The 25,404-nt window shown below is 44.8% G+C and carries 21 protein-coding genes; 9 read left to right on the forward strand and 12 right to left on the reverse strand.

Going from position 1 to position 25,404, the window contains the following annotated elements:
* Positions 1-353: 353 nt before the first annotated feature.
* Together F0251_RS16610 and F0251_RS16615 are read right to left on the reverse strand one after the other, a co-directional pair.
* Complete coding sequence (locus F0251_RS16610; RefSeq protein ID WP_116871346.1) at positions 354-1,193, reverse strand: patatin family protein; 840 nt, start codon at positions 1,191-1,193, stop codon at positions 354-356.
* Positions 1,194-1,280: 87 nt separating this feature from the next.
* Positions 1,281-1,841, reverse strand: a complete 561-nt coding sequence (locus F0251_RS16615; RefSeq protein ID WP_061032266.1) for a helix-turn-helix domain-containing protein — start codon at positions 1,839-1,841, stop codon at positions 1,281-1,283.
* A gap of 102 nt (positions 1,842-1,943) precedes the next feature.
* Between F0251_RS16615 and F0251_RS16620 the strand changes: the two genes are divergently transcribed.
* Entirely contained in the window at positions 1,944-3,137 is a 1,194-nt protein-coding gene (locus F0251_RS16620; protein ID WP_171731413.1) for a benzoate/H(+) symporter BenE family transporter, read from the forward strand.
* Between the two features lie 130 nt (positions 3,138-3,267).
* On the opposite strand, the gene F0251_RS16625 is transcribed toward F0251_RS16620, so the two are convergent.
* Genes F0251_RS16625 through F0251_RS16645 form a run of 5 tightly spaced genes read right to left on the reverse strand, consistent with a single transcriptional unit; the run spans position 3,268 to position 10,534 of the window.
* Positions 3,268-4,470 carry a type III PLP-dependent enzyme gene (locus tag F0251_RS16625; RefSeq protein WP_116871348.1) on the reverse strand — a complete coding sequence of 401 codons (1,203 nt, stop codon included), beginning with the start codon at positions 4,468-4,470 and terminating at the stop codon, positions 3,268-3,270.
* Positions 4,463-6,328, reverse strand: a complete 1,866-nt coding sequence (locus tag F0251_RS16630; protein ID WP_171731414.1) for an IucA/IucC family siderophore biosynthesis protein — start codon at positions 6,326-6,328, stop codon at positions 4,463-4,465. The genes F0251_RS16625 and F0251_RS16630 overlap by 8 nt, the downstream gene beginning before the upstream one ends.
* Positions 6,300-7,508, reverse strand: coding sequence for an MFS transporter (locus tag F0251_RS16635; RefSeq protein ID WP_116871349.1), 1,209 nt, complete (start codon positions 7,506-7,508; stop codon positions 6,300-6,302). Before F0251_RS16635 ends, F0251_RS16630 begins: the two co-directional genes overlap by 29 nt.
* A 6-nt stretch (positions 7,509-7,514) precedes the next feature.
* On the reverse strand, positions 7,515-9,326 hold the full coding sequence (locus tag F0251_RS16640; protein WP_116871350.1) for an IucA/IucC family protein: 1,812 nt from the start codon (positions 9,324-9,326) through the stop codon (positions 7,515-7,517).
* On the reverse strand, positions 9,323-10,534 hold the full coding sequence (locus tag F0251_RS16645; RefSeq protein WP_116871351.1) for an acetyl-CoA carboxylase biotin carboxylase subunit family protein: 1,212 nt from the start codon (positions 10,532-10,534) through the stop codon (positions 9,323-9,325). Before F0251_RS16645 ends, F0251_RS16640 begins: the two co-directional genes overlap by 4 nt.
* 240 nt (positions 10,535-10,774) lie before the next feature.
* On the opposite strand from F0251_RS16645, the gene F0251_RS16650 reads away from it, so the two are divergent.
* The 7 genes from F0251_RS16650 to F0251_RS16680 all read left to right on the forward strand — a co-directional run bounded on the left by F0251_RS16650 (position 10,775) and on the right by F0251_RS16680 (position 19,410).
* Positions 10,775-12,823: a TonB-dependent siderophore receptor gene (locus tag F0251_RS16650; protein ID WP_171731415.1), complete on the forward strand. Its 2,049-nt coding sequence runs from the start codon at positions 10,775-10,777 to the stop codon at positions 12,821-12,823.
* Positions 12,824-12,972: 149 nt separating this feature from the next.
* Positions 12,973-15,102: a TonB-dependent siderophore receptor gene (locus F0251_RS16655; RefSeq protein ID WP_171731416.1), complete on the forward strand. Its 2,130-nt coding sequence runs from the start codon at positions 12,973-12,975 to the stop codon at positions 15,100-15,102.
* A gap of 87 nt (positions 15,103-15,189) precedes the next feature.
* A complete protein-coding gene (locus tag F0251_RS16660; protein ID WP_116871354.1) occupies positions 15,190-16,131 on the forward strand; it encodes a Fe(3+) dicitrate ABC transporter substrate-binding protein in 942 nt (313 codons plus the stop codon).
* Positions 16,128-17,162, forward strand: a complete 1,035-nt coding sequence (locus F0251_RS16665) for an iron ABC transporter permease (protein WP_116871355.1) — start codon at positions 16,128-16,130, stop codon at positions 17,160-17,162. The genes F0251_RS16660 and F0251_RS16665 overlap by 4 nt, the downstream gene beginning before the upstream one ends.
* Positions 17,162-18,133, forward strand: a complete 972-nt coding sequence (locus F0251_RS16670; RefSeq protein WP_116871356.1) for an iron ABC transporter permease — start codon at positions 17,162-17,164, stop codon at positions 18,131-18,133. Before F0251_RS16665 ends, F0251_RS16670 begins: the two co-directional genes overlap by 1 nt.
* Before the next feature lie 2 nt (positions 18,134-18,135).
* A complete protein-coding gene (gene fecE / locus F0251_RS16675) occupies positions 18,136-18,900 on the forward strand; it encodes a Fe(3+) dicitrate ABC transporter ATP-binding protein FecE (RefSeq protein WP_061032278.1) in 765 nt (254 codons plus the stop codon).
* Between the two features lie 129 nt (positions 18,901-19,029).
* Positions 19,030-19,410, forward strand: coding sequence for a hypothetical protein (locus tag F0251_RS16680; protein WP_004737837.1), 381 nt, complete (start codon positions 19,030-19,032; stop codon positions 19,408-19,410).
* 120 nt (positions 19,411-19,530) lie between these two features.
* Here F0251_RS16680 and F0251_RS16685 read toward each other — a convergent pair whose 3' ends face one another.
* Positions 19,531-20,463, reverse strand: coding sequence for a LysR family transcriptional regulator (locus F0251_RS16685; protein WP_171731417.1), 933 nt, complete (start codon positions 20,461-20,463; stop codon positions 19,531-19,533).
* Positions 20,464-20,663: 200 nt separating this feature from the next.
* Here F0251_RS16685 and F0251_RS16690 point away from each other — a divergent pair, with 200 nt between their 5' ends.
* Entirely contained in the window at positions 20,664-21,689 is a 1,026-nt protein-coding gene (locus F0251_RS16690) for a zinc-binding alcohol dehydrogenase family protein (protein ID WP_116871358.1), read from the forward strand.
* A 136-nt stretch (positions 21,690-21,825) separates the two neighbouring features.
* On the opposite strand, the gene F0251_RS16695 is transcribed toward F0251_RS16690, so the two are convergent.
* The 4 genes from F0251_RS16695 to F0251_RS16710 all read right to left on the reverse strand — a co-directional run bounded on the left by F0251_RS16695 (position 21,826) and on the right by F0251_RS16710 (position 25,255).
* Complete coding sequence (locus F0251_RS16695; protein ID WP_116871359.1) at positions 21,826-22,437, reverse strand: CIA30 family protein; 612 nt, start codon at positions 22,435-22,437, stop codon at positions 21,826-21,828.
* Between the two features lie 6 nt (positions 22,438-22,443).
* Positions 22,444-22,713, reverse strand: a complete 270-nt coding sequence (locus F0251_RS16700; protein WP_171731418.1) for a DUF3081 domain-containing protein — start codon at positions 22,711-22,713, stop codon at positions 22,444-22,446.
* A 142-nt stretch (positions 22,714-22,855) separates the two neighbouring features.
* A complete protein-coding gene (locus tag F0251_RS16705) occupies positions 22,856-24,097 on the reverse strand; it encodes an MATE family efflux transporter (protein ID WP_171731419.1) in 1,242 nt (413 codons plus the stop codon).
* A 537-nt stretch (positions 24,098-24,634) separates the two neighbouring features.
* Complete coding sequence (locus F0251_RS16710; RefSeq protein WP_105058358.1) at positions 24,635-25,255, reverse strand: heme-binding beta-barrel domain-containing protein; 621 nt, start codon at positions 25,253-25,255, stop codon at positions 24,635-24,637.
* Positions 25,256-25,404: the final 149 nt, after the last annotated feature.

Raw genomic sequence — 25,404 nt, forward strand, 5'->3', positions numbered from 1 at the left:
TGATATAGAGCTTATTATTAAGCACCGATACTACTCCCGCAATGCAGAGACGTGTGGCGGAGGAGACTCAGGCCCACTGATCTTGCTAAGGTAACCAACAATAGGGCCTCATGATGTCATGAGGCTCTTTTATTTTTCCATACCAGTGGTTATTCATTCCTTACTAATTTAGCAAGGTCGTTGATACACTTTTTTCCAAAACCTCCAGTTACTAAATTATTCTTCATCAGTCGGTAGAACTTCTGTAATTTAGCTTAAAACAAATACTTAAAAGCGAGCTCATGTGGCTCGCTTTTTTTGTGTTACAGCTCGAGTGCGGGGATTAAAGTAGGCTGCGTGGCATGAGTGACTGTTTAATCTTGTGTAACGAATCGCTCTGCTGCCTTCAGCCCCATTTGGTAACCGGCTTCAAGTTTGTCTTTATCTGTGGTTAATCTTCCGACAGCAAAACTATCGTCCGGCACGATGACCTTAATGGTGCAATCGTGAGGTGGGTTCTCAATAAACTCTAAGGTTTGATTGTATTGTTCTGCACGCGTGATCATGGCCTCAGCCAGTTGAGGTGTCTCTTTCATTAGGCGACGTAAGAGCCAAGGTGCTTTCGGTGGGCGCTTTTTGTAACCCTGCTTTTGCGAGAGGATCACCGTGATCTGTTTCGCCCCTTGTTTATAAGCCTCAATCACGGGAATGGAATCGACCACACCACCGTCTATCATCTTTCGACCGTTTACTCTCAGAGGTGTGCGGTAGGCCATAGGAACAGAGCAGGACGCTTTGAGGAGTTCTTCTAGGTTACTCTTCTCACCCTGCGTGTAGAGTGGTTCACCAGTTTCAACATCCGTGGTCACTACTTGAAAGGGAAGCGGCTGTGTATCGAAGGCTTCCATATCGTATGGATAGTGCAGTGCGATATGCTCCCAAAGCCAGTCGAGGTCAAGCAAGTGTCCACCTTTGGCAAACTTCTTGAAGTTAATAAACTCAGGTTGGCATGAGTAGTCGGAAATAATGGTATAGGTTCGGCCGCGTTGGTTAGACAACCAAGAGGCTAAGTTGGTTGAGCCCGCAGAGACGCCGATGCAGAAATCGAACGGGTTGTATTGGTGGTCGATAAAGCCGTCTAACACGCCAGCAGCAAAGATGCCACGCATTGCGCCACCTTCCACAACTAGGGCATGTTTTGATTCTAGAGTCATTTGATTATGGGCTCCCTAATTCTTATAGATGCATATCCTTTCACTGTTATTAATACTAGATAAATGGTCGGATGTGTAGGCTAACCATTATTTTACAGGGTAGTGAATTACGTTATGGAACATCGCATTGTCTTCACCGAGGTTCTTATATCCGTGCTTTTGGTTAGCATTAAAGCGAACGGCTTGCCCTGCTTGTAATGTTTGCCATTCACCATCAAAAAGCACGGCCATCTCTCCTGAGATACATAATATGTGCTCGGTAACGCCAGTGTTATGCGGGTCGGATTCATGTTGATAGCCAGGTGCGAGGGTTAGCTCGAAGATCTCAAACCCTAATGCTTCCTCAAAAGGAAATAATAAGCTGACGAAGAAACCAACGTTATATTCCTCACGCCTTAACTCGTTTGCATCTCTGAATAAACTCGTCAGCTCATTGTTCGAACTTTCTGTGATGAAACTGGAAAATGACACTTCAAACCCAGATGCGATCTGCCAGAGCTTAGCGACGGTTGGGCTGGACTCCCCACGTTCAATTTGACCTAACATCGCTTTACTTACGCCTGTCGCTTTTGCTGCTTTATCTAGGCTCCAGCCCTTTTCTTGGCGTAGGCGTTTTAAGTTAGTGCCGACTTTAATTTCTGTTTGCATACTTTTTCTACAAGATTTTTTCTATAAATAGCTTGTGCGTTATAGCGCACAAGTGCTAGGTTTAGCTTATGGACGTTATAACGCACATAGGAACAAAATAACATGACTAAGCTAAAATTTTCCCACGTTAGTACGGGCTTTATTGCTGTATTTATTGGGTATGCAAGTGCTGCAGCGATTATTTACCAGGCTGCGATGAGTGCCGGAGCAACTCAAGAGCAGGTTGCGTCATGGTTCTGGGCGTTGGGAATTGGTATGGGGGCAACCACGATATTGCTCTCTTTCTACTACAAGAAACCGGTTGTGACGGCTTGGTCGACACCGGGAGCAGCACTGTTGATTACTTCGCTTGAAGGTCTGACGATGAATCAGGCAGTTGCTGTATTCCTGTTTAGTTCGTTGTTGATCACGCTAGTCGGTATGGCTGGGATATTTGAGAAAGTACTGAAACAGATACCCACGTCGATTGCATCGGCTATGCTAGCGGGGATTTTATTGCAGTTCGGTTTGGGCTTGTTTACATCGTTAATGGAAGAAGTTCAGATAGTGGCGGTGATGCTTGCTGTGTTTATCTTGGCTAAGTCGAGGTTAGGAAACTTGTTGATCCCAAGTATTTTCGTCATTGCTTTGGTGATGTGCGTTGGTTTTGGAAAGCTCGATGTCAGTCAAGTCACGCTAGGTTTAACGACACCGGTATTCATCATGCCTGATTTCGAATTCTTTTCTTTGCTTAGTGTTGGTATCCCATTGTTTATCGTGACGATGGCTTCGCAGAACTTACCGGGGTTTGCGGTGCTAAAAGCAAACGGGTACCAAGTGGATTCATCGAAGATCATCACTACCACGGGTGTGACAGGGTTACTATTAGCGCCGCTCGGGGGCTTTGCGTATAACCTTGCGGCAATCACCGGAGCGATCTGTATGGGCCCCAATGCCGATGACGATCCCAAAACGCGTTATATGGCGGGAATCTCGATGGGCGTGTTTTATTTGTTAGCTGGAGTGATGGGGATGTCATTTGTGTCTTTGTTTAGCGCAGTTCCTTCAGCGGTAGTCATCGCTGTCGCGGGGTTAGCGGTGATGCCTACATTGATGAACTGTTTAGCGGTTGCCATGGCAGACAACCACTACAGAGAGCCAGCGTTGTTTACGTTCTTATTTACAGCTTCTGGTACGAATTTATTGGGTATCGGAAGTGCGTTCTGGGGGCTTTGTATTGGTTTACTTTGTTGCTGGTTACACAATTACAAAGTCAGAACGAATGGGGACAATAGAGCTTCACAAGCTCAGTCATAGTGATGCTTGATGAAAGGCGCTAGTGAGCGATGGTTTACTAGCGCCTTTTTGTTTACGAGGTATTACCTAGATGACAGCTCGTTTTTGGATGAGATTAAGTTCCAAAGCTTTATCTTGGTTTCCTCGAAGCTTAAAAGTAGTGAAATATAGGTGGCTCATGCATCAAAAAGTTCTGGTGAGAGATGTTCCACGCATAAGCACCTGCCAAGGTGAATACAAGATAATCACCGATGTCGATGTACTCAATGTTTTGGTTTCGAGCGAGTACGTCTTTTGGTGTACACAACTGACCAACTAAATTGGCAGTAGTGTGGTGTATTGGGTTCGAAATGTTTGAGTGCTGCTGATTGTGGAAGACAGCAAAAGGGTGATCATGGCTTTGTGCTGCTGGTGTACGGAAATGATGCGTGCCGCCACGAGCAATAACAAAGTTTTCGCCAAGATTCTGTTTGATGTCTAACACTTCCATCACATAGTAGCCGCAAGGAGCTGAGATATAGCGTCCACACTCAAAGCGCAGTTTCCAATCTTGCATATGTTCTTCAGCGATCAAGAATTCTAATTTGTCGCAAAATTCTATCCACGGGAAATGTTGGCTAGGATCTTGGTAATTGATCCCCATGCCTCCACCGAGGTTAATAATGAGTTCTTCAAGAGAGTATAGTTCTCTCCACTGTTTAACCACCTGGAAGTAACGTTGAACGAGTGCTAAGTGACGACCAACATCGAGTTGATGAGACATCAGGTGAAAGTGGAAGCCTTTCAACTTTATTAGCGGGAAATCACGTAGATACATGATGGCGTTATCCAATTCAGCTTCATCGAAACCAAATGGAGTCGGTTTTCCGCCCATGGCTAGCTTGCTGAGCGTGATGTCACCAATATCGATATTCATGCGCAGAAAGATGGAAGCAGGTCGATTCAACTTTTGTGTCAAAGCTCCGATACGCTGTAGTTCTGTAATACTTTCGACATGGATGGCACCGACATCAAGTTGTATCGCTTGTTCTAATTCACTTGGCATTTTCCCTGGGCCACCAAAGATCAGTGGTTTATTAAGCAGTTGCTGTTGAAGGTGGCTAAGTTCGCCGCCAGATGCCGCTTCAAACCCATCAACGTAAGGCGCTAAAGTCCTCAAGATTGGCGTAGAAGGGTTAGCCTTTGCGGCATAAAACAGTTCCACGTTTTTGGGTAATACATGGCGCATCTGCTTGATGTGCTGTTCAAGCGCATTTAGGTCATACAGGTAAGCACACAATGGCTGACTTTGCTGCTTCGCGAGCTGTTTTACTTCTTGCTCGATGTACGGGGGAATCTGAGTTGGCTTAGTCATGACACTCTCCTGTGTTTTGAATCGCCCATGGTGTCGCAATTAGTGTGTACCCCGACTCTTTGTCGGCATTTTGCATCAAGCGAGTGGTGAAGTTGTTCTTACTTGGGAAGAAGCCGCCATCAAGTAACGCCACTAACTCTGGTTGCTTGCCATTGATTGACTGCCAACGAACGATGGCTTCTTGTAATAATTCCCACAATGTCTCTTCAAGTTTGGCGTCTCCCTCAGCAATAAAGAATACGGCTTCACTGATGTTGTTAATAAAGGTGCAGTAACCAATGCGATTCCAGCCCTGTTCTCGGCTGTAGTAAACCGATTGTTGGGCCCGTTCTGGAAGCTGTTGTAATGTCTCTGAAGGCCAAAATTCAGGTAACAATTTTGTACCTTCGAGATCTCGAATCCACACGCAGCATGGCATACCTTTTTCGAAACCAATCAGCGTGTTTTGTAGATGAGGTTCAAATGCGACCCCGTGTTTGAAGTAATAGTTAAACACGCCTGGAATCAAGCAATGCAAGTAGCGCTCAAACCACAAGGTAGCGACATTCTCATACTGGCTTTGTGTCGCTTTCGCTTTTTGTTTTAGCTGGGTAGCTATACAACTGTTTCCTTCACGATCATAAGCAAACAGCGAACCTGCCAACGTCGGTTGTAGAATGTCAGTTTCACTAAGTGAGAAGTTCTCACGATACAAAATGCCAAATGATTCACGAGCTTTTATGATGTCGTCAGGCTCTTGCTCGGCAATTGAACCTAGATTCAGTGTTGTTGCGTACGGCTCACTCATCACCTTGAATACAGGGTTACGCAGCTGTTCGCTCTCTTTTATCGGACGTAGAATAGAGGTTAACTGTACGGCACTGTCGAGTTCATACCATGCGTTTTTGCGAACACAGTTGGTCAAACGTACATTGATGGAAAACTTAGCAAACCATTCCATATCTGGGTGATAAAGAGTGCGCACGGAGGAAGTGGGTAACAGTTTGTCTCCACCTAAGCCTAATGGTGTAATTTTGCCTTGTTCAATCGCGCGTTGAACTGCTGGGTTTTGTAGAAGTGTGTAGCTTTCCCATGGGTGGCACGGATAAAGTAATTTTGATTCTGAATCACTTTCTCTCGGTGCCAATTGCTCGAGCATCGTTTTTGGTGATGTGCGTGTGTCTGAGTGCAATACATCCAGTAAAGCTGCTTCCACCTCAAACCAGTATAGAGGCACCTTTGCGCCAACTTCCGGGGAGCAAGCCAGTAAGTCATCCATACTTACTCCAGAACGACTTTTTGGTGTTGGGTGAAAAGTGTGTCCCCAGAGCAGTGACTGTTCTGACGCGATAAAGGCATTATGCTGCTGGAGTGGGCTGTCGGTGTTTAGGAATTGCTCGGTTACCAGCAAGCTGTTCTGCATTTGTTTTATCAACTCATGGTTGAACGGGATCATTAACACTTGTTTAAGGTAATTGAGTAACAGTGTTAGGGTTTGAGTTGCGTCTAATTTAGACCAGCCAGCACCAGCCGTTTTCGACCAAGGTGTAGCTGAAAGTTTTACTTTTCCTAGCTTACTGACGTATTCAACAGGCAAGACTAACAAGCCACTCTCTTGCGTCTGATTTTGCTGAGGTAGATGTATTGCCACACGTTGTTTGGCCGTAAAGTTTCTTTTTAATGTCTGCGGAAGTGATGCTGAGCTGAAGCACCAATCTACTTGCTTGTTCGGTATTGCGTATTCACGCAGATAGCAATTCACTACGCCCATGATGGTATTTAATTGGGCTTTTTCTTGATTGAGCTGAACCTGGCTGTGATTTATTTGCGTCTTGTTTTCAGCTCGGTGCTCAGTTGGAGATGAATGAGTGTTTAACATGTCGATGTCCAAATTTTGAAAGAATGATCATTGCGATAGCAGTACTAAAGCTGATCAAAGTAGAAAGTAAGAAAGGAACCTCAAGCCACCCTAAGCTTGATATAACAGACGCGCTTAACCCTGCTGCAACACCACCCCATTTAGACATGGCATCAAATCGTGAAAATATCTTGCCACTTTGTTGTCGGTCGATTTGGTTGGCTAAGGCTTGATGCAGCCCTTGGTAGCAACAGACCATCCCAAGTCCAAAAACAACTCGCGCGATGATTAGCGTTGTTTGATCGGGTATTAGGTGCATCGCTGTACTGACTGAGAGCAAGCCAAAACCAAGGTACAAAGTAGCAAGTGGATGACGGCGGTTGAGCCTCTCTGAAAACAGATGAACTTTTCCGGCAAAGAGTAAGTAGACACCGTGTGGAAGGGCGTATAAAAAGCCTATCCACGCTTGGTTTGTCACACCGTATTGCTGCACAAAAGGTGAGAAATAGGGGAAGGTGACGACCATCGAAAAAGCAAAGCAGAACTGTGCACCGAACACCCAGTAGAGCTTGTGTAACGGCTTGTGTGTTGTTTGTTCTCTTTGACTCGTTGTTTGGTCTTTTGCTTCTTTCTCTACATCTGATTTCACTAAGTTATCAGCAGGGAGCGTTAGCGTGATTGCCAATGCTAACAAGGGCAAGGTAGACAACCACAGATACGCATTGAGCGGACTCGTGTCTGACAATGTCCAACCTAGGCCGATGGGCGCGACAATCAATGCCAAACGAGCAGAAAGCTGGGTCTTATTCAGTGAGGTACCGAGGGTCTTTGCGTCTTTAATTTGACTTGATAGGTAGCTATTAGAGGCGGCCATGGTGCCGCCAAAGGTTCCTTGAACAATAAGACCAAACACAAACATTGTCAGACTGTCTGCCAAACCACACAGAGCAAACCCTGCAGCAAGCCCTAGTTGCGCTCGTAACAGAGAGCGACGTCTGCCAAATTTATCAGCAAAATGCCCCCAAAATCGTGCAGCTAACGCAGTACAAAAGGTTGGCAAAATAAATAAAATGCCTGCCCAATCTGAATCGATATGTGCGCCAAGTGTCGGTAATACCATAGGTAAAAACAGAGGCATGCCTAAGGCTGCGAATGCCGCTATGAAGTGGCAGAACAGCACACAATAAATGAGTTTGGTCATGGTGGATTAGTTCACGCTCTGTTTGATGGATTCTAAGTAAGCGTGTTGTGCTTCTTCACTGGTAAGTAGTAAGAAGTTCGGAGCCGATAACCCATAAAATTTGTTTATATCGCTAGCACCGGAGGCTTCTTTCGAGAGCAAACTGCCTGAGCTTAATAAATACTTGGCGTATAGATTCGGTGATTCAAATAGCAACTCGTTGGCAAGTGAAACGTCATGACCTTGATTGCGAAGTTGCTCTAGCTGTAGTGAAAGGCTAGTTGCCACTATTTTGTAAAGGTCAGCCGATGGCGCAATAGCTTGTGCGGCCATTGCTTCAACAATCGCCGCAATATCGAGTTGTAACGTGATGGTCGTGAACATCTGACCAAGAGCCAGCTCCTCGTCTACTTTAATGCGTTGATCCAGCAATTGATCGCACTTAACCGGTGAGAGGTGTTCGAAGTTTTTAAATCGCTCAGGCCAAATCCGCGCTGCATCATTGTCCTTCATCGCTAGGGTCATTTTTCCCTGCTTATCAAAGGCTATAATGGCGTTCTGTTGGTTGGACTCCAATGCAATGCCGTATTGAAGCCACAATCTCAGATGTACTTTTGAAAGTAAGTCAACGTAATCCTTAAACCAAGTTAACGTGTCATTGTGATAATACTGTTCGGCGAGGTGCTCTAAGAACAAGCGGCCATCGGGCATTGGGCTAGCCAACGCGGCAACGGGAACGAGTGCTTTATCTTGCGAATGGTTCAATGGATATTCACGCACGATGTAAGCGAAGCTCTTTTCATCTCCTACGTGTCCACCGTGTTTCTCATTGCAATGAAATAGCGTGCCTTGTAAGTCGCTATCATTTTGTTCCAGATGCGTTAATAGGCGCTCGAACCAGTGTCCATCATAAAGAGTTGAAGGCTTGATTAAGCGAATGTTTTTGGTACCTAGAGAACGCATGATAAGTGGTACTTTGATGTGAATATGTGGTGCAGAATTCACAACAACGGTACGCACCGATAGTGTAGGCGTAACCTCAAGGAATGGAGTAGGGGCTTCAATAATGCCTTCTGGAAGAGAGTCAAGGCCTTGGAGTGTTAAAGGGTGTACTGGGAATAAATGATGACTCACAGCAAAGTCGCCCGGTAGACCTACTTGCTCCATGGTTGGCCAGCATTGTGGCTGCGAACTTGTCAGAGTGACGAGTGACTTATCAATCGCGAGCCAACGCAGAGCAAAGCTTTGTGCAAACTCTGGAGCATATTGCTTGAGGTCTGTATCACTCAAACCAAACTTTGCGCGAGCGGTTGGATAATAAGGGTGATCAAGGTACGACGCGATTTGATCAGCGCGCAGTAATTTTTGGTTCCAATGCGTCAGCTTAGAAATCGGCTGCATTAATAAATTAGAATGTTGCTGGAAAGCGTTATCACATAGTGCTTTGTGTTCCTCTGCACATTCCAGTTCTTGTAAGTAACCATCTAGCAATGGGTGGGAGCTTTCATGTGCACACGCTTTTAGCAATTGTATCCAATCATGATAGTCATGCTGAAGTTCAAACTGGCCCTTTTTCTCGATTAGCCAACCACTACCATCCACCCCATTAGGAGAACCGTAAACCCAGCGCTGCATGTAGTAACTTGGCGTGACAGGTAGGTAAAGCGTGAAATCAGAATGGGAAAAGAGAGCCCATGCTTGCTCATCCGGGTAATTCGAACTAGTAAGGGTAGCTGGCGTTCTGGCTGTGAACTGACTTTTAGACACTAAGCCGAATAGGTCTTCACGAAGGCAAGTGTCCACTAGTCGCTGAGTTAGGTATGAAGCGTTGCTGCTCATGCGTTCACCTCACTGTTTGACGTTAGATTGAATCGAGAAATAGTGCGTTGAAGAGCAGCATCTAAACTTTGCCCTGAGGGTGATGCTATAGAAATTCGCGCTAGGTAATCTTTGTTGGAAAAGCTTTGTAGGAAGGCGTCACCCGGGTGTTTGAGTACCTGCTGCTGCGTGACAATATCGCCATCTTGATGAATGAAAGATGTAGATGTCCCCTCGATGACGCCACTTTGATTTGCCACAACATAGTGGACATTTGCACTGCCACTTATTTGGAATGAAGGGTCTAGCTTGCTGCCGAGGTGTAGGCTTAAGATGGTGCTGAACCACTTTCCTCCACTTAGATTGTCGAGTAGGAACTCACGACCATCTCCAATACTGCGATAGTTGATTTCAACTAATACAGGGCCTGACTCTGTGATAATGAATTCACTGTGGCAAACACCGAAGCCTACGCCAAATGCCTTCAACTGTCTGACACATTCATCTTTGAATTGAGTGCTGTTGTCGCCATTCCAAGTCGCAGCAGTTTCAATAAAGAATGGAGGCTCAGAGAGCTCCACATCAAACCCACCAAGTGCAGCTAAGTTTTCTTCGTCTCCCAAGGTTTCTAGGGTGATCAGTGGGCCCTGCAAAAAATCTTCAACCAAGATTGGGTTCGTCGGGTGTTTCTGCCAAAAGCGTTCGCAATAATTCTCCAGCTCAGTTTTAGAGTTACAACGCTGGACGTCTATGCTTGCCACGCCCTCTTTGGGTTTAGCGACGACAGGAAACGTAAAGTTCAACGTAGAGTCTATGTCTTGGTAGAGCAATTCACTTTGCACATTGGGTAAATATTTATCGCTCAGAACTTGGCGAGTGAGGTGCTTGTTCTTTGCTTGCAACGTTACCGTCCAATCTTTTGCTGGTAAGCCGAAGAATTGCGAACAGATAGCGGTAGAGGTTTGCAAGTGATCACTATTACTAAAAATAGCGCTAGGTTTCAGGTTTTGTTCTGTGATGGTATCGATAAGTTCAAGTGGATTAAACACATCACATTCAAGAATTGCGTCTGGGCTAAAACGCTCGTCATCGTTACTCAATTTTAGGTGGCTGAGCTTGTGATCTGTGATCAGTATGACGTTAAGCCCCATCGCTTTTGCTGTCGGTACGAAGCCGTGAGTGACTGCGTCATTGACGACGTGACTCACAATAATAATCGTAGATTTCATTGGGCTTTCCTAATTTATAAAACGTTGTTGTTACCTGCTCACAACTTGCATTCAAGTGGCCTTTTTCTTGTTTTTAGGGAAGACTTCTTTCTATGTCATTGTTTTTATTGATAATGGTGTTAATAGCGCAGTTGCATATTGCCGGGCAAATATAGATCAAAAAATATATATTGCAAACATAAATGATATTTGTTTTCATTCGCGCTGTTGAGAATTTATAAATTGAAACGGAATTAGAAAATGGATATCAGATTGAACTTATCTCCTCTTGCTCTCGCGATTGGAGGGGCATTGACGGTGGTCGTTGGCGTACCAAATGCAGTGGCTGAAGAACAAGCCAAAGTGGATGAAACATTGCAAATTATTGGTCACCAATACGAAGGATATGCAGAACATATGCCTCAGTCAGGAACCAAGACAGATGTTGAATGGTTGGACGTACCACAAGCAGTATCTGTGGTCACGAAGACAGAAATGGAAGACCGAGGCGCGGTACGTTTAGTGGATGCACTCGATGGTGTAGCTGGCGTCAATAATACCCTAGGCGAAGGTAGCCGAGACCAGTTCGTTATCCGTGGTTTTGACTCACTCAATGACATGTATCGTGATGGTATGCGTGATGATGGGACCTTACAGTCATACCGAAGCCTCGCAAACATTGAGCGTGTTGAAATTGTTAAAGGCCCGGCTGGTGCGCTTTATGGTCGAGGTTCTGCTGGCGGTATCATTAATCTAGTCACTAAGCGTGCAGAGGGTGAAAACTTCACCAATGTAAATGGTAGTGTGGGCAGCAACAGCCAGTTTGTTGGACAAGTTGATAGTTCAATGGCTTTTTCAGACAAGGTTAATGGCCGTATCAATGTGGAGCATCGCCAAGCCGATTCTTACGTCGATCATGTGGATTCTAACGATTTCTTTATTGCCCCAACGATTCGAGTGATGCCTTCTGATGGACATACTATTGATCTCGATGTTGAATATGCTCACCAAGAATTAGTGCCTTACCGTGGTGTTCCATCCAAAAATGGTAAACCAGTCGATGTTTCCGAAAGCACTTTCTACGGCGGAACCAACGATTATCAAGAGTCAGATAGCATTCGTGTTGGCGTTAATTACGAATGGCTTTTGAACAGTGAGTGGTCATGGACCAACCGCGCAGCCTACAACCATATCGAGCTAGAACAAAAAGGCACACGCCAAGACAAAGAACCAGTTACAGGAAATGAGGTAAAACAAACTGTCAACAACTTCGGTCACGATCCGCGTACCACCACGACCTTGCAATCGGAACTCGTTTGGGAAACCGATTCTAATCAAATGATGATTGGTGCTGATTACAATCAGATAAATATCGCTCTCACTTCTGCTTTAGTTAGCGACGAAGAGTTACCTCAAAAAGATATCTATGACCCCGTCACTGGTCCTACGCCTGATCCGGGTTTTAAACCTTCCCGTGACAACACCACAACGACCGCTGGCGTATACATTCAAGATGTTTATACCTTTGGCGATCTATCGGTAATAGGTAACGTCCGTTATGACTCTATGGAACTGGAACAACAAAAGGCAGGATCTGCCAAAAAGCATTTAGATGATAACAAGGTGAGCTACCGTGGTGGTGTTGTCTATCGTCTCAACAGTGATATGTCGGCGTATGCAAGTTTAGCTCGTTCGTGGCAACTGCCTTATGCTGGCATCTACATCAAACCTGAATTAGCTGAATTCTTCCATACCGATCTAAAGGAAGTCGGTGCAAAAGCCTACCTATTGGATAACGCCTTGATGCTCAATGCAGCGCTTTTCCAAATTGATCAAGAACAGCCTGAAACCAACACTAACGGGGATGTCGTCAACAAGATTGAAGCGCGTCACCAAGGCATTGAATTGGAAGCTCGCGGCCAGATTTCTGAGCAATGGGATATTTCGATTGGCTATAGCTTCCTCGATGCTGAAGACAAAGAGACAGGCAAGAAGCCGAACGACGTCTCTGATCACTTGTTCTCACTGTGGAGTACCTACCAGCTAGACGACAACTGGCGTTTAGGTGGCGGTGTGAAATATGTCGGCGACCGCTATGCGGGTAATGACGAAGCCGTCGCATTGGGGGATTACACCACGGTTGATTTGATGGCGGCGTACACCACCGGTCGTCACAAAGTCCAAGCGAATGCTTACAACGTGCTGAACGAGAAATACATTCTCGGAACAACCAATGGTAAGTCTGGCACCAACCAGGTTGGTTACGGTGCACCAGCTGAATTCATGCTCAGCTATGGCTATCAGTTCTAAATGCCAACTCAGCTTCAAACAGTTGTGTTTGCTAGCAAATAGCAAACAGTTTTGGCCTTAATTTCAGGCCGTTTAGCCCAAAAGGTCAAAGGACACATCGAATCGATAACGGTGCCTTTGACCTTAACCTGCCTTTTTAGGAGATTTTCATGCCTTACCAGAACTTGGATGGTAACCCCTGTACTCAATCGCACAAAAAGTTGCGTCTAAGTGCTCTATCAATGGCCATCGCTTCCGTGACGTCCATGGGCGCATTTGCCGCATCTGAGCCTCAAACAACGACCATGGAGACGGTTGTTGTTACCGGTAGTTTGATCGGCAACTCAGAGCTCGAGGATGTAAAAGAGTATCCTGGCGCTCGTACCGTTTTGACCAATGAACAGATTAAAAAAACGGGTGCGCTTTCGATTGATTCAGCGTTTCAAAGTGTACCGGGTATTAAAGTTCAAGATGAAACGGGCACAGGTGTTCTGCCTAACATCTCAGTTCGTGGTTTAAAGGCAAGTCGAAGTGGTCATGCTCAGTTTCTAATGGATGGTGTGCCGCTCACTCTAGCGCCTTATGGTCATACTGGACAATCTATTTTCCCAGCGACGCTTTCTATGCTTGATCGTATTGATATTGTGCGTGGTGGTGCGGCGGTTCAATACGGACCAAACAACGTGGGTGGTGTGATCAACTTGGTGACCAAGCCTATTCCTCACCAATGGCAAACGGAAATCAGTAATCGCTTGACTGTTTTTGAAGATGGCGATACCCCGTTGAACGATATTTATCTGCGAACTGGTGGTTGGCTGAATGATACGCTGGCACTTCAAGTGGAAGGTAACTTCTTAAAAGGAGAAAGCTTCCGTGAGCATTCAGACACAGACGTCAAAAACTTCCAAGCGAAGTTGCAGTGGTTACTGAGTGATACTCAAGAACTGCAAGCTTTTGTGCAGCGATATGATGCCGATACGCAAATGCCGGGCGCTTTATCGCCAGAAGATTACGAAAATGATCGTACCCAATCCAAGCGCCCTTATGATGAGTACCAAGGCAAATCGACGCGTTGGAGTTTAAAGTATTTACATGATTTGAATATTGCGGATAGTGCAGAGCTAGAAATACTGACCTTTGGCCATCGTTCTGAGCGTCTATTCCAATGGGGATTTAATAGTGCCGATGGTCATTGGGCTGATCCAGCACTTCCGTCGACCGATATTCGTACGTCACCACGTGAATTTAAGGTGTATGGGATAGAGCCGAAACTCGCGATCTATGTTGACGGCAATACAGTGACCCAAAACGTAATTGTTGGGGCACGCTACGTCAACGAAGATATCGATTACAAGCTTACTCAAACGCCGATCGCTGGTGGTGTAACAACAACGCCACGTGATTGGCACTTAGATACCGACGCTTTTGCTGGCTATATCAGTAATGAAATTGGTTTGTTTAATGATGTGTTAAAGGTAACACCAGGCATTCGCTATGAATCAATTGATATGGCATATAGTGATTTAGGTGAAGGAAAGAAAAAAAATAATAAGGTGACTGAGTGGTTGCCTGGTTTAACGATTGCATACCATCTTACTGGGCAATGGATAGGTTACACCAATGCACAGAAATCGTTGCGTGCCCCTCAAATATCCAACATTAAACTTCATGGTGAAGAGGGCAGTGAACTCGCATGGAACTATGAGTTGGGTGCTCGCTACAACCAAGAGTCAACCAGTTTCAATGTGGCGCTATACCGAATCGATTTTAAAGACCAGCTTCAATGGCAAAGTGCGACCCAAACTTTTGACAACATTGGTAAAACACTTCACCAAGGTATTGAGCTTTCTGGCCGTTACACGCTGGAATCTCTTCAGGCTCTGAGCTTAGGGGCGGGCTATAACTACCTAGACGCAACGATTGAAGAAGACGGTGCAAACAAGGGCAATCAACTGCCTTACACATCAACACATCAATTTAGCTGGGATGCGACTTACTCATTTAGCAAGCTAGATACCACCTTGTCTGGCTACTACTTCAGCGAGTCATACTCTGACAATGCGAACACGAGTAACGAGGATGCTAGCGGGGCGACGGGCAAAGTTCCAGCCTATATGGTTTGGAACTTCAATTTGGGCTCTGATCTATACAAGGATGAGAGTAGCAAACTGCGCATGAACTTTGCGGTCAACAACTTGTTTGATGAGGACTATTACTTCCGAGGCATTGATACCAGCCCTGTTGGTCGCTATCCGGCGCCAGGGCGATCTTATACTTTGGATCTGAATTACCATTTCTAATCAGTAATTTATTGAAAATCATAACGAATAAAAGTCGCCAATACCCTTGGCGACTTTCACGGTTCTAGCGTTAGAGGATAATTTAATATGGGAAACGACTCTCAATCAGTTTCGACGAATACATTACGCCCAATGAATAGATTATGGCTAAGTATTGCTGCTTTGGTGATGTGCTTAATCTCATTTTCGAGTTTAGCCAAAACAAGGGTGGTCCAAGATGAGCAAGGTCAGTTTGAGATTAACACCACGCCGCAACGTATCGTTGTACTGGAATTCTCATTTGTTGATGCATTAGCCGCGGTAGGCGTTTCTCCTGTGGGTGTGGCTGACGACAATGACTCAACACGAGTGATTCCAGCGGTAAGAGCGTTGGTTGACCCTTGGCAGTCTGTTGGTATGCGCTCTCAACCTAGCCTAGAAGCGATTGCCGTTCTCAAGCCCGATTTGATCATCGCAGATGCGGAACGTCATCGAGCTGTATATCAAGATCTACAACGAATTGCACCTACTTTGCTATTAAAAAGCCGAGGCGAAACTTATCAAGAAAACTTGGAATCAGCGCTAAAAATTGGTGTTGCTCTTGATAAGCAATCAGATATGGAACAACGAATTCAACATCATCATCAAGCTATGCTCGAGTTCAAGAGCCACTTCTCTCTAAAGCAAACCGTTCAGTTTGCTGTCGTTTCGGATAAAGGCATGTGGCTTCATGGTCCAGCATCTTATGCCGGAGGAGTACTGACCACATTAGGAATTGCGAGCCCGATTGAAGAGCTCACTGAAAAAGCGTATTTGCCAACAAGCTTTGAGTTGCTGCTAAAAACCAATCCGGACTGGCTGCTATTGGGCGCTTACTCGCATCCTAATGTGGTCAACGATTGGGAGAAAAATCCGTTATTCAACCTAATGACTTCAGCAAAAAATAGGCAAGTTGTTGAAGTGTCGCCAGCACTTTGGTCATTAAACCGAGGCATGCTAGCGGCTGAACAGATGGCGAAAAATCTAGAGCAGATCTTGGAACGATCATGAGAACGATATCGATATCTAGTGGAATGCGAAACCTGCCAATATTACCGTGGCGAGTCACTGTATTTACGTTGTCAGTGTTGTGCTTGATGCTATCTGGCTATGCGGCTTCTATGCTGGGATGGTCTAACTTTTCTCTGACCCTAAGTGACTTAGTTGACTATTGGTTTGCGTTTGATGCGAGCAATATGACTCATCAAATTTTGGCGACTCTGAGAGTGCCAAGAGCCTATGCTGGGTTATTGATTGGAGCGAGTTTAGCGGTTGCGGGCTTATTGATGCAGGGCTTAACAAGAAACCCACTCGCATCTCCTTCTATTCTTGGTATTAATTCTGGTGCTGCCTGTTTTATGGCTTTAGCTGCCATAGGCGTGCCTGTTGTCAGTGAACTCAATCCAATTCTTAATGCTGTTATCGGTGCCTCGTTAAGTGGCGGTGCTGTGATGATCCTCGGTGGTTTTTTTTCCGCACGTTCTCACCCGTTGCGCTTGGTTTTAGCGGGCATAGCCATTACGGCACTACTGATTGGGTTGACTCGAGCAGCATTGATTCTTGCCGACGATATGGCTTATAGCGTGCTGCATTGGCTCACCGGTTCCTTGTCTACCGTGGATGATGAGCAATGGCGAATTCTGTGGCCGCCCATATTGATTGGGCTAGGGTTGGCTATTAGCTTGGCGCGCAACCTTAATTTACTGGCGCTTGGTGAGGAGGTTGCGGTTGGGCTAGGCAGTAACATCCGCCTTACGCGATTCATTTGTAGTTTGGCCATTGTTTTGCTGGCGGGCGCGAGTGTCGCTATTGCCGGGCCTATTGGCTTTGTCGGATTGTTAATTCCCCACTTAGTTCGTCCTATGGTTGGGCATAATTACCATGTGTTAATTCCCGTTTCCGCGATGGCTGGTGCTGCATTGGTATCTTGGTCAGACGCGTTGTCGCGAGCTATTGCTTTCCCGACAGAAACCCCAGTGGGTGTTATTACTGCTTTATTAGGGACACCTTGTTTTGTTCTCATAGCTACGAGGAAGTCTTAATGCATCATAATGCGAAGCTATTGTTGTTACTTGGGCTGCTTATGTTGATGGCGTTCTCTGGCTTGTTTGTTGGGGCAGCATCACTTTCTATTTCTCAAGTGATGGAACATCTGATTGCTTTCTCTAGTGACGATTTTGTTATCCAACAGTATCGGTTGCCACGTATGTTACTCGCAATCAGTGTCGGTGCAGGGTTAGGGCTTTCAGGCGTTTTAGTACAAGGTGTAATACGTAACCCTCTGGCGTCTCCTGACTTGATGGGAATTAGCGCCGGAGCAGGCCTTGCTGCAACAGCGAGTTTGGTTTGGTTTCCGAATGCGCCGGTGAGTTTGCTTCCTATATTTGCGATGTTTGGTGGTGTTTTTGCAGCTGGATTGATTGCCTTATTGGCATGGTGGTCCCAGCCAACACCGGCCAAACTGGCATTGATTGGTATTGCAGTGAGTGCGTTTCTGGCCAGTTGTATCGATTTCTTACTCGTCACTAACCCTATCGAGATCAATACCGCTATGGTATGGCTCACTGGTAGCCTTTGGGGTAGGAACTGGCAGCAAGTCCCATTTATCTGGGGGGCGTTGGTTTTACTATTACCAATGGCATTATGGCTTGCTTGGCGATTAGATGTATTGGGACTGGGTCAGGAAAGTGCCACTACCTTGGGTATCAAACCAAAACAGATTCAGATTCTCGCGTTGTTGGCCGCTGTATTACTTGCAAGTGTCAGCGTGTCAGTAGCCGGGACAATCAGTTTCGTCGGGCTATTGGCGCCTCACTTAGCGCGTTTATTGTTTGGGCATAATCATAAGTTGCTAATCCCTGCGTCTGCTTTATTAGGGGCCATTTTAGTCACCTGCGCAGATGCACTCGCACGAGGTTTGAGTCCTCCAATAGAACTGCCTGCTGGAGTGCTGACGTCAGTGATTGGCGCACCTTATTTCATTTTTCTTCTTTATCGTTATCGAGGTTGGTAACCATGCTAAAAACGCAGAACCTTTCCGTCGCGTACGGCAAACAGACGATCATCCCAAACCTCACGGTTTCAATCCCTAAAGGGAAAATTACCGCACTAATTGGTCCTAATGGATGCGGTAAATCCACTTTGTTAAAAACCTTGGTAAGAATCAATAAACCAATGTCGGGGGAGGTGTTGTTTGAAGGTAAACCATTATCGAGTTATGGCGATAAGTCGCTTGCACGTTCTTTGTCGCTTCTGCCACAAATCCTTGTTAGTCCTGAAGGTATTACTGTTAGAAAATTGGTTGAGTATGGACGTTCTCCTTATGTATCTCACTGGGGAAAGTTAGGAAAAGACGATCAAACCATTGTTGAGCAAGCGATGCGTGATACAGGCGTACTTGAATATGCTGATAAGCCAGTAGAATCCTTATCAGGGGGACAAAGGCAGAGAGCGTGGATCGCTATGGTGATAGCACAAGATACGGACATCGTTATGCTTGATGAGCCAACCACGTATTTAGATATGTCGCATCAGGTGGAGTTAATGAATTTGATGCAACAAATGAACGCCAAAGGTAAAACGGTGGTAGTGGTACTACACGATCTAAATCAAGCGTGTCGTTACTGCGATCATTTGGTGGTGTTAGAGCAGGGTAGTGTTGTGGCAGAAGGCTCGCCCGACGAGGTGATGACAGAGGCGTTACTTGATGATGTGTTTGACCTAAATGCGAAAGTATTCCGCGATCCGATTTCGAATACGCCGATGTGTGTAGCGATTTAGGTAGTGATTGTTTGAAGCAATTATTGACCGACAGCTAGCTATTCAGTCATTCGGAGTTGTGATTGAGATAGTATTTTGCTAAAAAACGCGCATAATCTCGCTATACAACATTTAAAGAAGATATTACCTATGACTACGTTTCAATACTACTTTCACCAACTGCCTTGTTTTGACTGCAAAAAAACGACAGTAAGCACAGATCTTGGTTGGTTAACGCCAGCGATGAAAGAGGTGGTTTTAGCGCAACTGACTGAAACACTTGCACAAGGTGAGATTACCCCTGACCTTACTGCGAACGTTGTGTGCACTAAAGAAGAAGCTCGCGAGTACCTGCTGTTGAACTTCTTTGGTTATTCAGAAGAAGAGCTTGAAGGTGAAATCGAGGCGGATGATGAGCAAGAAGTCGCTGACGAGATCGCAGAGCTGCTTGAAGACGGTAAAGACACGATTGAGTTCGAACATGAAGTAGCGCTTCAGTGTTGTGCTGATTGCGATATCATCGAAGAGTAACTAAGTATCTTCTAAAGTACGCGAATCGGTTTGCCATGTTTGGTGATAGGCCATTCGCAAAAGGCGCTCGTGAACAATGGTTCGCTAGCGCCTTTTTTGTATCCAGTTTGAAATTCAGCACTAAGACGTTGTGCTGCTGATGACACCTTGTTTATTTAGCTGGGAAAGGATCTCTGTCGTTTTCTCACGGAATAAATCTCTTAGTAGACGAACGGTTGGCGTGATGGATTGACGGCTTGGGCATACCAACCACAGCTCTGTTGGTGTCGGCTCATAGTTGGGCATGATCTTGACTACATCGCCAGACAGCAAATGACTCGACATATCCAAACAAGACTTTATCGCGATGCCTTTTCCTGCAACACACCATCGCCTAACTAGGTCAGCGTCATTGGATGCACGGTTCCCTTTGAGCTTTACTTTGTGGTCTTGGGTGCCGTCGTTAAAGACCCACTCATCCTGTAACATGTCATGGAGTTGATACAGCAGTCCGTTGTGCTCAGCCAAATCACTTGGATGGTCTGGGCTGCCTTTTTCTGCGAGATACTCAGGCGAAGCACATAATATTCTTGGCACATCACAAATTTTGAAGCCATACATGTTGGCATCAGTTGGCGAACCATAACGCAGCGCCATATCCACAGAATCACGATAAAAGTCGATGTTACTGTCGCTGATGCTCGTTCGAAGTGTCGCTTGAGGGTAATCAAATAGAAACTCATCTAGCCAAGGTATGACGAGGTTTCGCCCTAAATCTGATGAAAGCGCGATTCGAATTTCGCCATCAATGACACCAAGCTCCTCGCGTATATTGAGTTTCGCTTGGTCCAACATTTTCAACGCTTGTTCGCACTCTGGTAAATATCGTTCTCCAGCGGGAGAGAGACGAAGATGACGAGTAGTTCTTACAAAAAGCTCTGCACCGAGTGCCGATTCAACGCGTTTCACTGCCGCACTTGCCGTTGCTGTGCGCATGTCTAGGTTAGTGGCGGCTGCTGTGATACTGCGAAACTCCGCAACCTTTAAAATTACTTGTAAGTCTTCAAGAAGCATTTCATTTCCCTGTTCTGAGCCGAGAATCGGTTGCTCTGTTTGCCATAAGATTGGGCATTTTGCTGTGGTTAATCTTAGTATTTTTCTTGCATACGTACACGTTATTATCAAAAATAATTTGATAATAATTCAAACATTAGGCTGTTTATCTAAAGTGAGAAATCTCTAAGATTCAATTATCGAATTTAAGGAGAATCATCATGTCACTACCATCTACAATGAAAGCCATCGGATTTACTCAGTCGCTAGCGATTACAGAACCAGAAAGCCTGTTTGAATTTGAAACGAGCCTGCCGGAATTAAAAGAGAATGACTTACTGGTCAAAGTGAGTGCGACTTCTATCAACCCTGCAGACGCGAAAATCCGTATTCGCAACGCAAAAGATAAGACACTTGAGCAACCAAAAGTGTTGGGCTACGACGCTGTTGGGGAAGTGGTTGGCAAAGGCACAAACGTTAAAGGCTTCGAGTTAGGCGATCGTGTTTACTATGCGGGTGACGTAACACGCATGGGCGCTAACGCAGAATACCAAGCCGTCGATTATCGCATCACCGCTAAAGCGCCACAAAGCTTAACGGATGAAGCTGCGGTTGTTATGCCGCTTGCAACGCTTACTGCATGGGAAGCGTTATTTGATCGTCTACGTGTTCGCCCTGAAGAGAAAAAATCTATCCTGATCATTGGCGGTGCTGGTGGTGTTGGTTCAATTACAATTCAGCTTGCGAAGCAATTAACCAACCTTAACGTTATTGCGACAGCGTCAAGACCTGAAACCGAGCAGTGGGTAAAAGACATGGGGGCAGACCACGTAGTGAACCACCGTAACCTGGTTGAATCAGTGCGAGAGCAAGGCATCCAGTATGTGGATTACATCTTTAATGTTGCAGACACAAAAGGCCACTGGGACGCGATGGTAGAGTTGATTGCGCCGCAAGGCATGATCAGTTCGATTGTTGAGTTTGATAGTGAGATTGACCTGTCGGCACTACAAGGTAAGTCAGTAGGCTTCATTTGGGAGCTCATGTTTACGCGTTCGCTGTTCAACACCGACGATATTCAGAAGCAGCAAGATATCTTGTTCCAAACGGCGAACTTGATTGATGCAGGTCGTATTAAATCTACGCTAACCACAACACTTAATGGTTTGAGTTCAGATACGCTGAAAGAGGCGCATCAACGTATTGAAAGCAGCGCATCGATTGGTAAAACTGCCATCAAATACTAAGTGTTAATGACCTAGAATATAGGCGTTTTGAACCCTTGAGCATTGGTTGAGTCTTGACGCTTGACAAGAAGAGCCCCAGACATTTTTCGCAAAGAAATTGGTGTCTGGGGCTTTGTTCATCTGTGATCTTTCCAATTTATTCGGATGCTTTGAATTGAATCTGAAGCAGTTTTAACTCAAAGGGCAAAGGCTGTTTGTCTGCAATCAAAAAGCCGAACTGTTTGATGTCTTGAGCTTTGAGTTCTGGTGCATTGTTGAGTAATCGGCCTCTAAACACGGCTTGAAAGTCCTCTAGTTTGAACACTTTCTTGAGTTGCTCGCCTTGGATGGTCTCAAAGCTGTGCTTGTAGTTGGTTCTATAGCCGTCTTTCCATGTGGTGAACCTTAACTGGTAGGTGCGTCCATCACCAACAAAGGATAACTCTACGTTGTTAACCGCGGGATTTAACGATTCAAGAGAGCGGTTTATTGAGCTGAATCCACCATTATTTTCTAATGATAGGTCTCCCTTAAATAGGCTCTGCTTGCCATCGTAAATGAGCCCACCTGTTGAAATGCCACCCATTACATTATCGTTGATTGCAGACCATTTCTGGTGTTCGCTTGCTTGCGTGAAATCAATCATCTCTATTCCTGCTGTTGACGTTTCAGACCATAACAAAGAAAGGCTGAGGGTTAACCACAAAGGCGTTATTCGCTTACGCAGTGAAGACGCTGTGAAGTCCGACTCGTTCATGATTTTCTCCATTACTCATTAGTCCGCGCAAGATTCCGTGGCGAGAATTCCTAGACAATGGTCGATGAACTCAGAGTAGTTTGACGCGTTTTCGTACTCAATTTTCAGCGAACCATGAAACATCAGTGTCACGGTGACGCCTTTGTAGCTTAGCCAACAGGTGTAACCATCGTAATCATGCCAAGCTATCATCTCACCAACTTGATATTTGTTGTTCAGTTGTTCCCCGGAAGAGCGAATAAACTCGAATACTCTAAGAAACTCAATGATGGTGGTCCTGTTGTCCATGTGTGACTCCCTCGGTGTGAACGACGATAAATAGCTAAGCACTTGTATTTAAATCGTTACGGTTTGCTTTTAGGTTCCGATCACTAAGAGAGATGCGAGCACTTTTAGATTGTGCTCGCGGTATGGAAGTGGAGAAATCTATCTACTGATGAGCTCCTAAAAGAGCTTCAGATTTATGCTTGATACGAAACACAAAATAGACCATTGACGCTAACGCAGCGATTAGGTTGCCGAGGGCCATGAAAAAGATGACATTGAGAACAGGGTTATCGAAAGCGGTGATAAAGAAAGCTCCTGGCAGCCCAACAAAGATCATTGCAAGTCGAAATAGCGGCGGGAGTTGAGAAAAGCCTCTAACTCTTAACCAAGATATAAACACAAGAGCAATACCATCAATTGCGATCACTGCGACTGAGAGTTTTAATGCTTTTACCAATTCATTTGTTGCAGTAGGTGTATAGATCTGAGAAATAGCCTCAGCAAGTAAAATTAACCCAAATGCACTCACGAGGATATAACCGAACATAATCGTGAGCATTGAGTAAGGTTCATTAGAGGATTTGTCCATTTGAGAGAGTGAAATGGACAGAGATATCACCAACCCTACATAGAGCACGGAAAAGCTATTCATAAAGTTGAGGGCAAACCCAAGATACGCAGTATGCTCTTGGTTATAAAGACTGGCAAATGTAAGAACCAAAATTGAAATACCGCCAGTGAAGCAGATACTGGTTAATGCTTCTGTGCGACCAAAATTAACAAGTATTCCGACCTTTTCTTTGTTGAATCGTGGCGTAGAGATGAGCTGATTTTTGAAACCTAGATATATGACAGGTAATAAGGTTAAAACGCGTATTGCTAGTGTCGATATTGATACCGCTACAGAAGCGTTATCTATGTTAGCTATTGCGATATAGTTAAAAGCGATATTCGCTATAGCACTGACTATTGTTACCGCTAGCACTTTTTTCTCTAAGCCTCGTGCTTCTAAAATATTGCATAATCCAACATAAATAGCCAACGGAAAAATACTAATGGAAAGTATAAAATAACTTTGATTTGCGTGGTTTGAAGCATCAAAAAATTGGCCCACAAGAAGGCTTATAACAAGTAAAACCACGCCAAGACATATTGAATATCCAAGTATTTCTTGAGCAGTTTGACGAGGTGCCTCTTTGTTCTGTCCAATGACAATATTGATACCAATACTGAGCACGACAGCCAAGATAACGAAAACCTGAGCGACTTGTGAAGCCAAGGTGTAATCTTGCACTGCCACCATATTTGTGTGTCCTAACATGATCATATCGACCATCGCGAGAGACAGTGCAACAAACCTTGTTGCTGAGATTATTAGGGCTCGCTTAAGGAAAGTTGCGATCATATTAAAGTTCCTGATGATGTAGGGAAGCTGTTATCGTTTTCAAGTATCCAATACATGAAAGTGTGTTGAGGTTGAGCGTTTTTGGTGAGTAGTTATTGATTTCTGTTATGCGGAAACGAATGTAAACGGAACGAAAAATAGGTTCAATAATATTGAAATAAATATTTTATATAAACATTGAAGCTTTGATCTATATCTTAATCCTAGATTGTTAAACTAATCTAAATATCAATATTAATGTTGATATTCACTATAGTTAATTAACTATTTTGTTAAATATCTTATCTAATGTAGCTTTAGCTAATTTAGAATAATGGTTCGCATTAAATGACATAATATTTGTTTTAAATTCCACTTATTTCAATCAGCCATTACTAGCTTTCTCGTGGAATATCAATTATTGCATCTAGTGGTAAAGGGATAAGAAAGAGGGTGATAATCTATTGAGGTAAAAAGGGAGATAGCTGTTTCGATAGTGATAACCATAGTCGCAATTAACGCCTTTCACTTCGTTGTGAAAGGCGTTTGTATTTGAGTCTACTTCACTTTAATTAGTGTACTTGAATCGGTGTGTGCGAAGGTTTTGTCGTAGATCTCTAAGCCAGTGGTTTGAGAGTAAGTCAGCGTGTCGTCTGAGATGCTGATGTTCATTGTGAAGTCTGTGGTAGTTGCGTTGTCTGTCATGTATTCAGACTCAGCGATACCGCGCTTAGACGCGACTAACGTCATTGTGTCGCCAGCAGGGCCTTCCGCGGTGACACATGTGGTGCGTGGCACACAGTAAGAGTTGTAGACGATCTGATTTTCTTGGTCATAGATGAAGTAACCACGTTGATCGTGGAATTTAGAATCGTCAGCCTTTCGGAATACTTCCTGTTTATAGTAAAGCGCAACGAGATATTGGTCGCTGGCGTTGGTTGCATCAGCGGCCACTTCAAATGTCATCACTTCATAAAATGGCGTGACTGCAGGGCCCCCCGCACCCACTTCAGTACCTTCTTGGCCCGGTGATACATCAATACCACCAGTTTCTACGGATTTCCAGGTACCAACTAACTTTGCTAGTGGTCCGAAATCCATACCATCGATTGTGTTGTGATCTGCAAATGCTGGAACCGAGATTACTGCTGCAATACCCAATGCTAATACTTTTTTCACTGTAACTTCCTTATATAGTTATTTGACTTAATTAACAATAAAGGTGCTGTGAAACCAGTTTATTAACCCAGATCAGTGTTGCTGGCTAATATGAAAGCGAAGTGTAAGCTGATGTATCAGTCAATAAGGGGATGTTAATACGTTTAAAT

This window comes from Vibrio sp. 070316B (assembly GCF_013114115.1).
Classification (GTDB): domain Bacteria; phylum Pseudomonadota; class Gammaproteobacteria; order Enterobacterales; family Vibrionaceae; genus Vibrio; species Vibrio chagasii_B.

What these genes read in the sequence shown, in the direction of transcription:
- F0251_RS16660 (WP_116871354.1), top strand. Translation starts at nt 15,190, where the DNA reads ATGGGAAACGACTCTCAATCAGTTTCGACGAATACATTACGCCCAATG.
- F0251_RS16625 (WP_116871348.1), bottom strand. Translation starts at nt 4,470, where the DNA reads ATGACTAAGCCAACTCAGATTCCCCCGTACATCGAGCAAGAAGTAAAA.
- F0251_RS16615 (WP_061032266.1), bottom strand. Translation starts at nt 1,841, where the DNA reads ATGCAAACAGAAATTAAAGTCGGCACTAACTTAAAACGCCTACGCCAA.
- F0251_RS16620 (WP_171731413.1), top strand. Translation starts at nt 1,944, where the DNA reads ATGACTAAGCTAAAATTTTCCCACGTTAGTACGGGCTTTATTGCTGTA.
- F0251_RS16670 (WP_116871356.1), top strand. Translation starts at nt 17,162, where the DNA reads ATGCATCATAATGCGAAGCTATTGTTGTTACTTGGGCTGCTTATGTTG.
- F0251_RS16705 (WP_171731419.1), bottom strand. Translation starts at nt 24,097, where the DNA reads ATGATCGCAACTTTCCTTAAGCGAGCCCTAATAATCTCAGCAACAAGG.
- F0251_RS16695 (WP_116871359.1), bottom strand. Translation starts at nt 22,437, where the DNA reads ATGGAGAAAATCATGAACGAGTCGGACTTCACAGCGTCTTCACTGCGT.
- F0251_RS16640 (WP_116871350.1), bottom strand. Translation starts at nt 9,326, where the DNA reads ATGAGCAGCAACGCTTCATACCTAACTCAGCGACTAGTGGACACTTGC.
- F0251_RS16650 (WP_171731415.1), top strand. Translation starts at nt 10,775, where the DNA reads ATGGATATCAGATTGAACTTATCTCCTCTTGCTCTCGCGATTGGAGGG.
- F0251_RS16630 (WP_171731414.1), bottom strand. Translation starts at nt 6,328, where the DNA reads ATGTTAAACACTCATTCATCTCCAACTGAGCACCGAGCTGAAAACAAG.
- F0251_RS16635 (WP_116871349.1), bottom strand. Translation starts at nt 7,508, where the DNA reads ATGACCAAACTCATTTATTGTGTGCTGTTCTGCCACTTCATAGCGGCA.
- F0251_RS16655 (WP_171731416.1), top strand. Translation starts at nt 12,973, where the DNA reads ATGCCTTACCAGAACTTGGATGGTAACCCCTGTACTCAATCGCACAAA.
- F0251_RS16700 (WP_171731418.1), bottom strand. Translation starts at nt 22,713, where the DNA reads ATGGACAACAGGACCACCATCATTGAGTTTCTTAGAGTATTCGAGTTT.
- F0251_RS16685 (WP_171731417.1), bottom strand. Translation starts at nt 20,463, where the DNA reads ATGCTTCTTGAAGACTTACAAGTAATTTTAAAGGTTGCGGAGTTTCGC.
- F0251_RS16645 (WP_116871351.1), bottom strand. Translation starts at nt 10,534, where the DNA reads ATGAAATCTACGATTATTATTGTGAGTCACGTCGTCAATGACGCAGTC.
- F0251_RS16680 (WP_004737837.1), top strand. Translation starts at nt 19,030, where the DNA reads ATGACTACGTTTCAATACTACTTTCACCAACTGCCTTGTTTTGACTGC.
- fecE (WP_061032278.1), top strand. Translation starts at nt 18,136, where the DNA reads ATGCTAAAAACGCAGAACCTTTCCGTCGCGTACGGCAAACAGACGATC.
- F0251_RS16610 (WP_116871346.1), bottom strand. Translation starts at nt 1,193, where the DNA reads ATGACTCTAGAATCAAAACATGCCCTAGTTGTGGAAGGTGGCGCAATG.
- F0251_RS16690 (WP_116871358.1), top strand. Translation starts at nt 20,664, where the DNA reads ATGTCACTACCATCTACAATGAAAGCCATCGGATTTACTCAGTCGCTA.
- F0251_RS16665 (WP_116871355.1), top strand. Translation starts at nt 16,128, where the DNA reads ATGAGAACGATATCGATATCTAGTGGAATGCGAAACCTGCCAATATTA.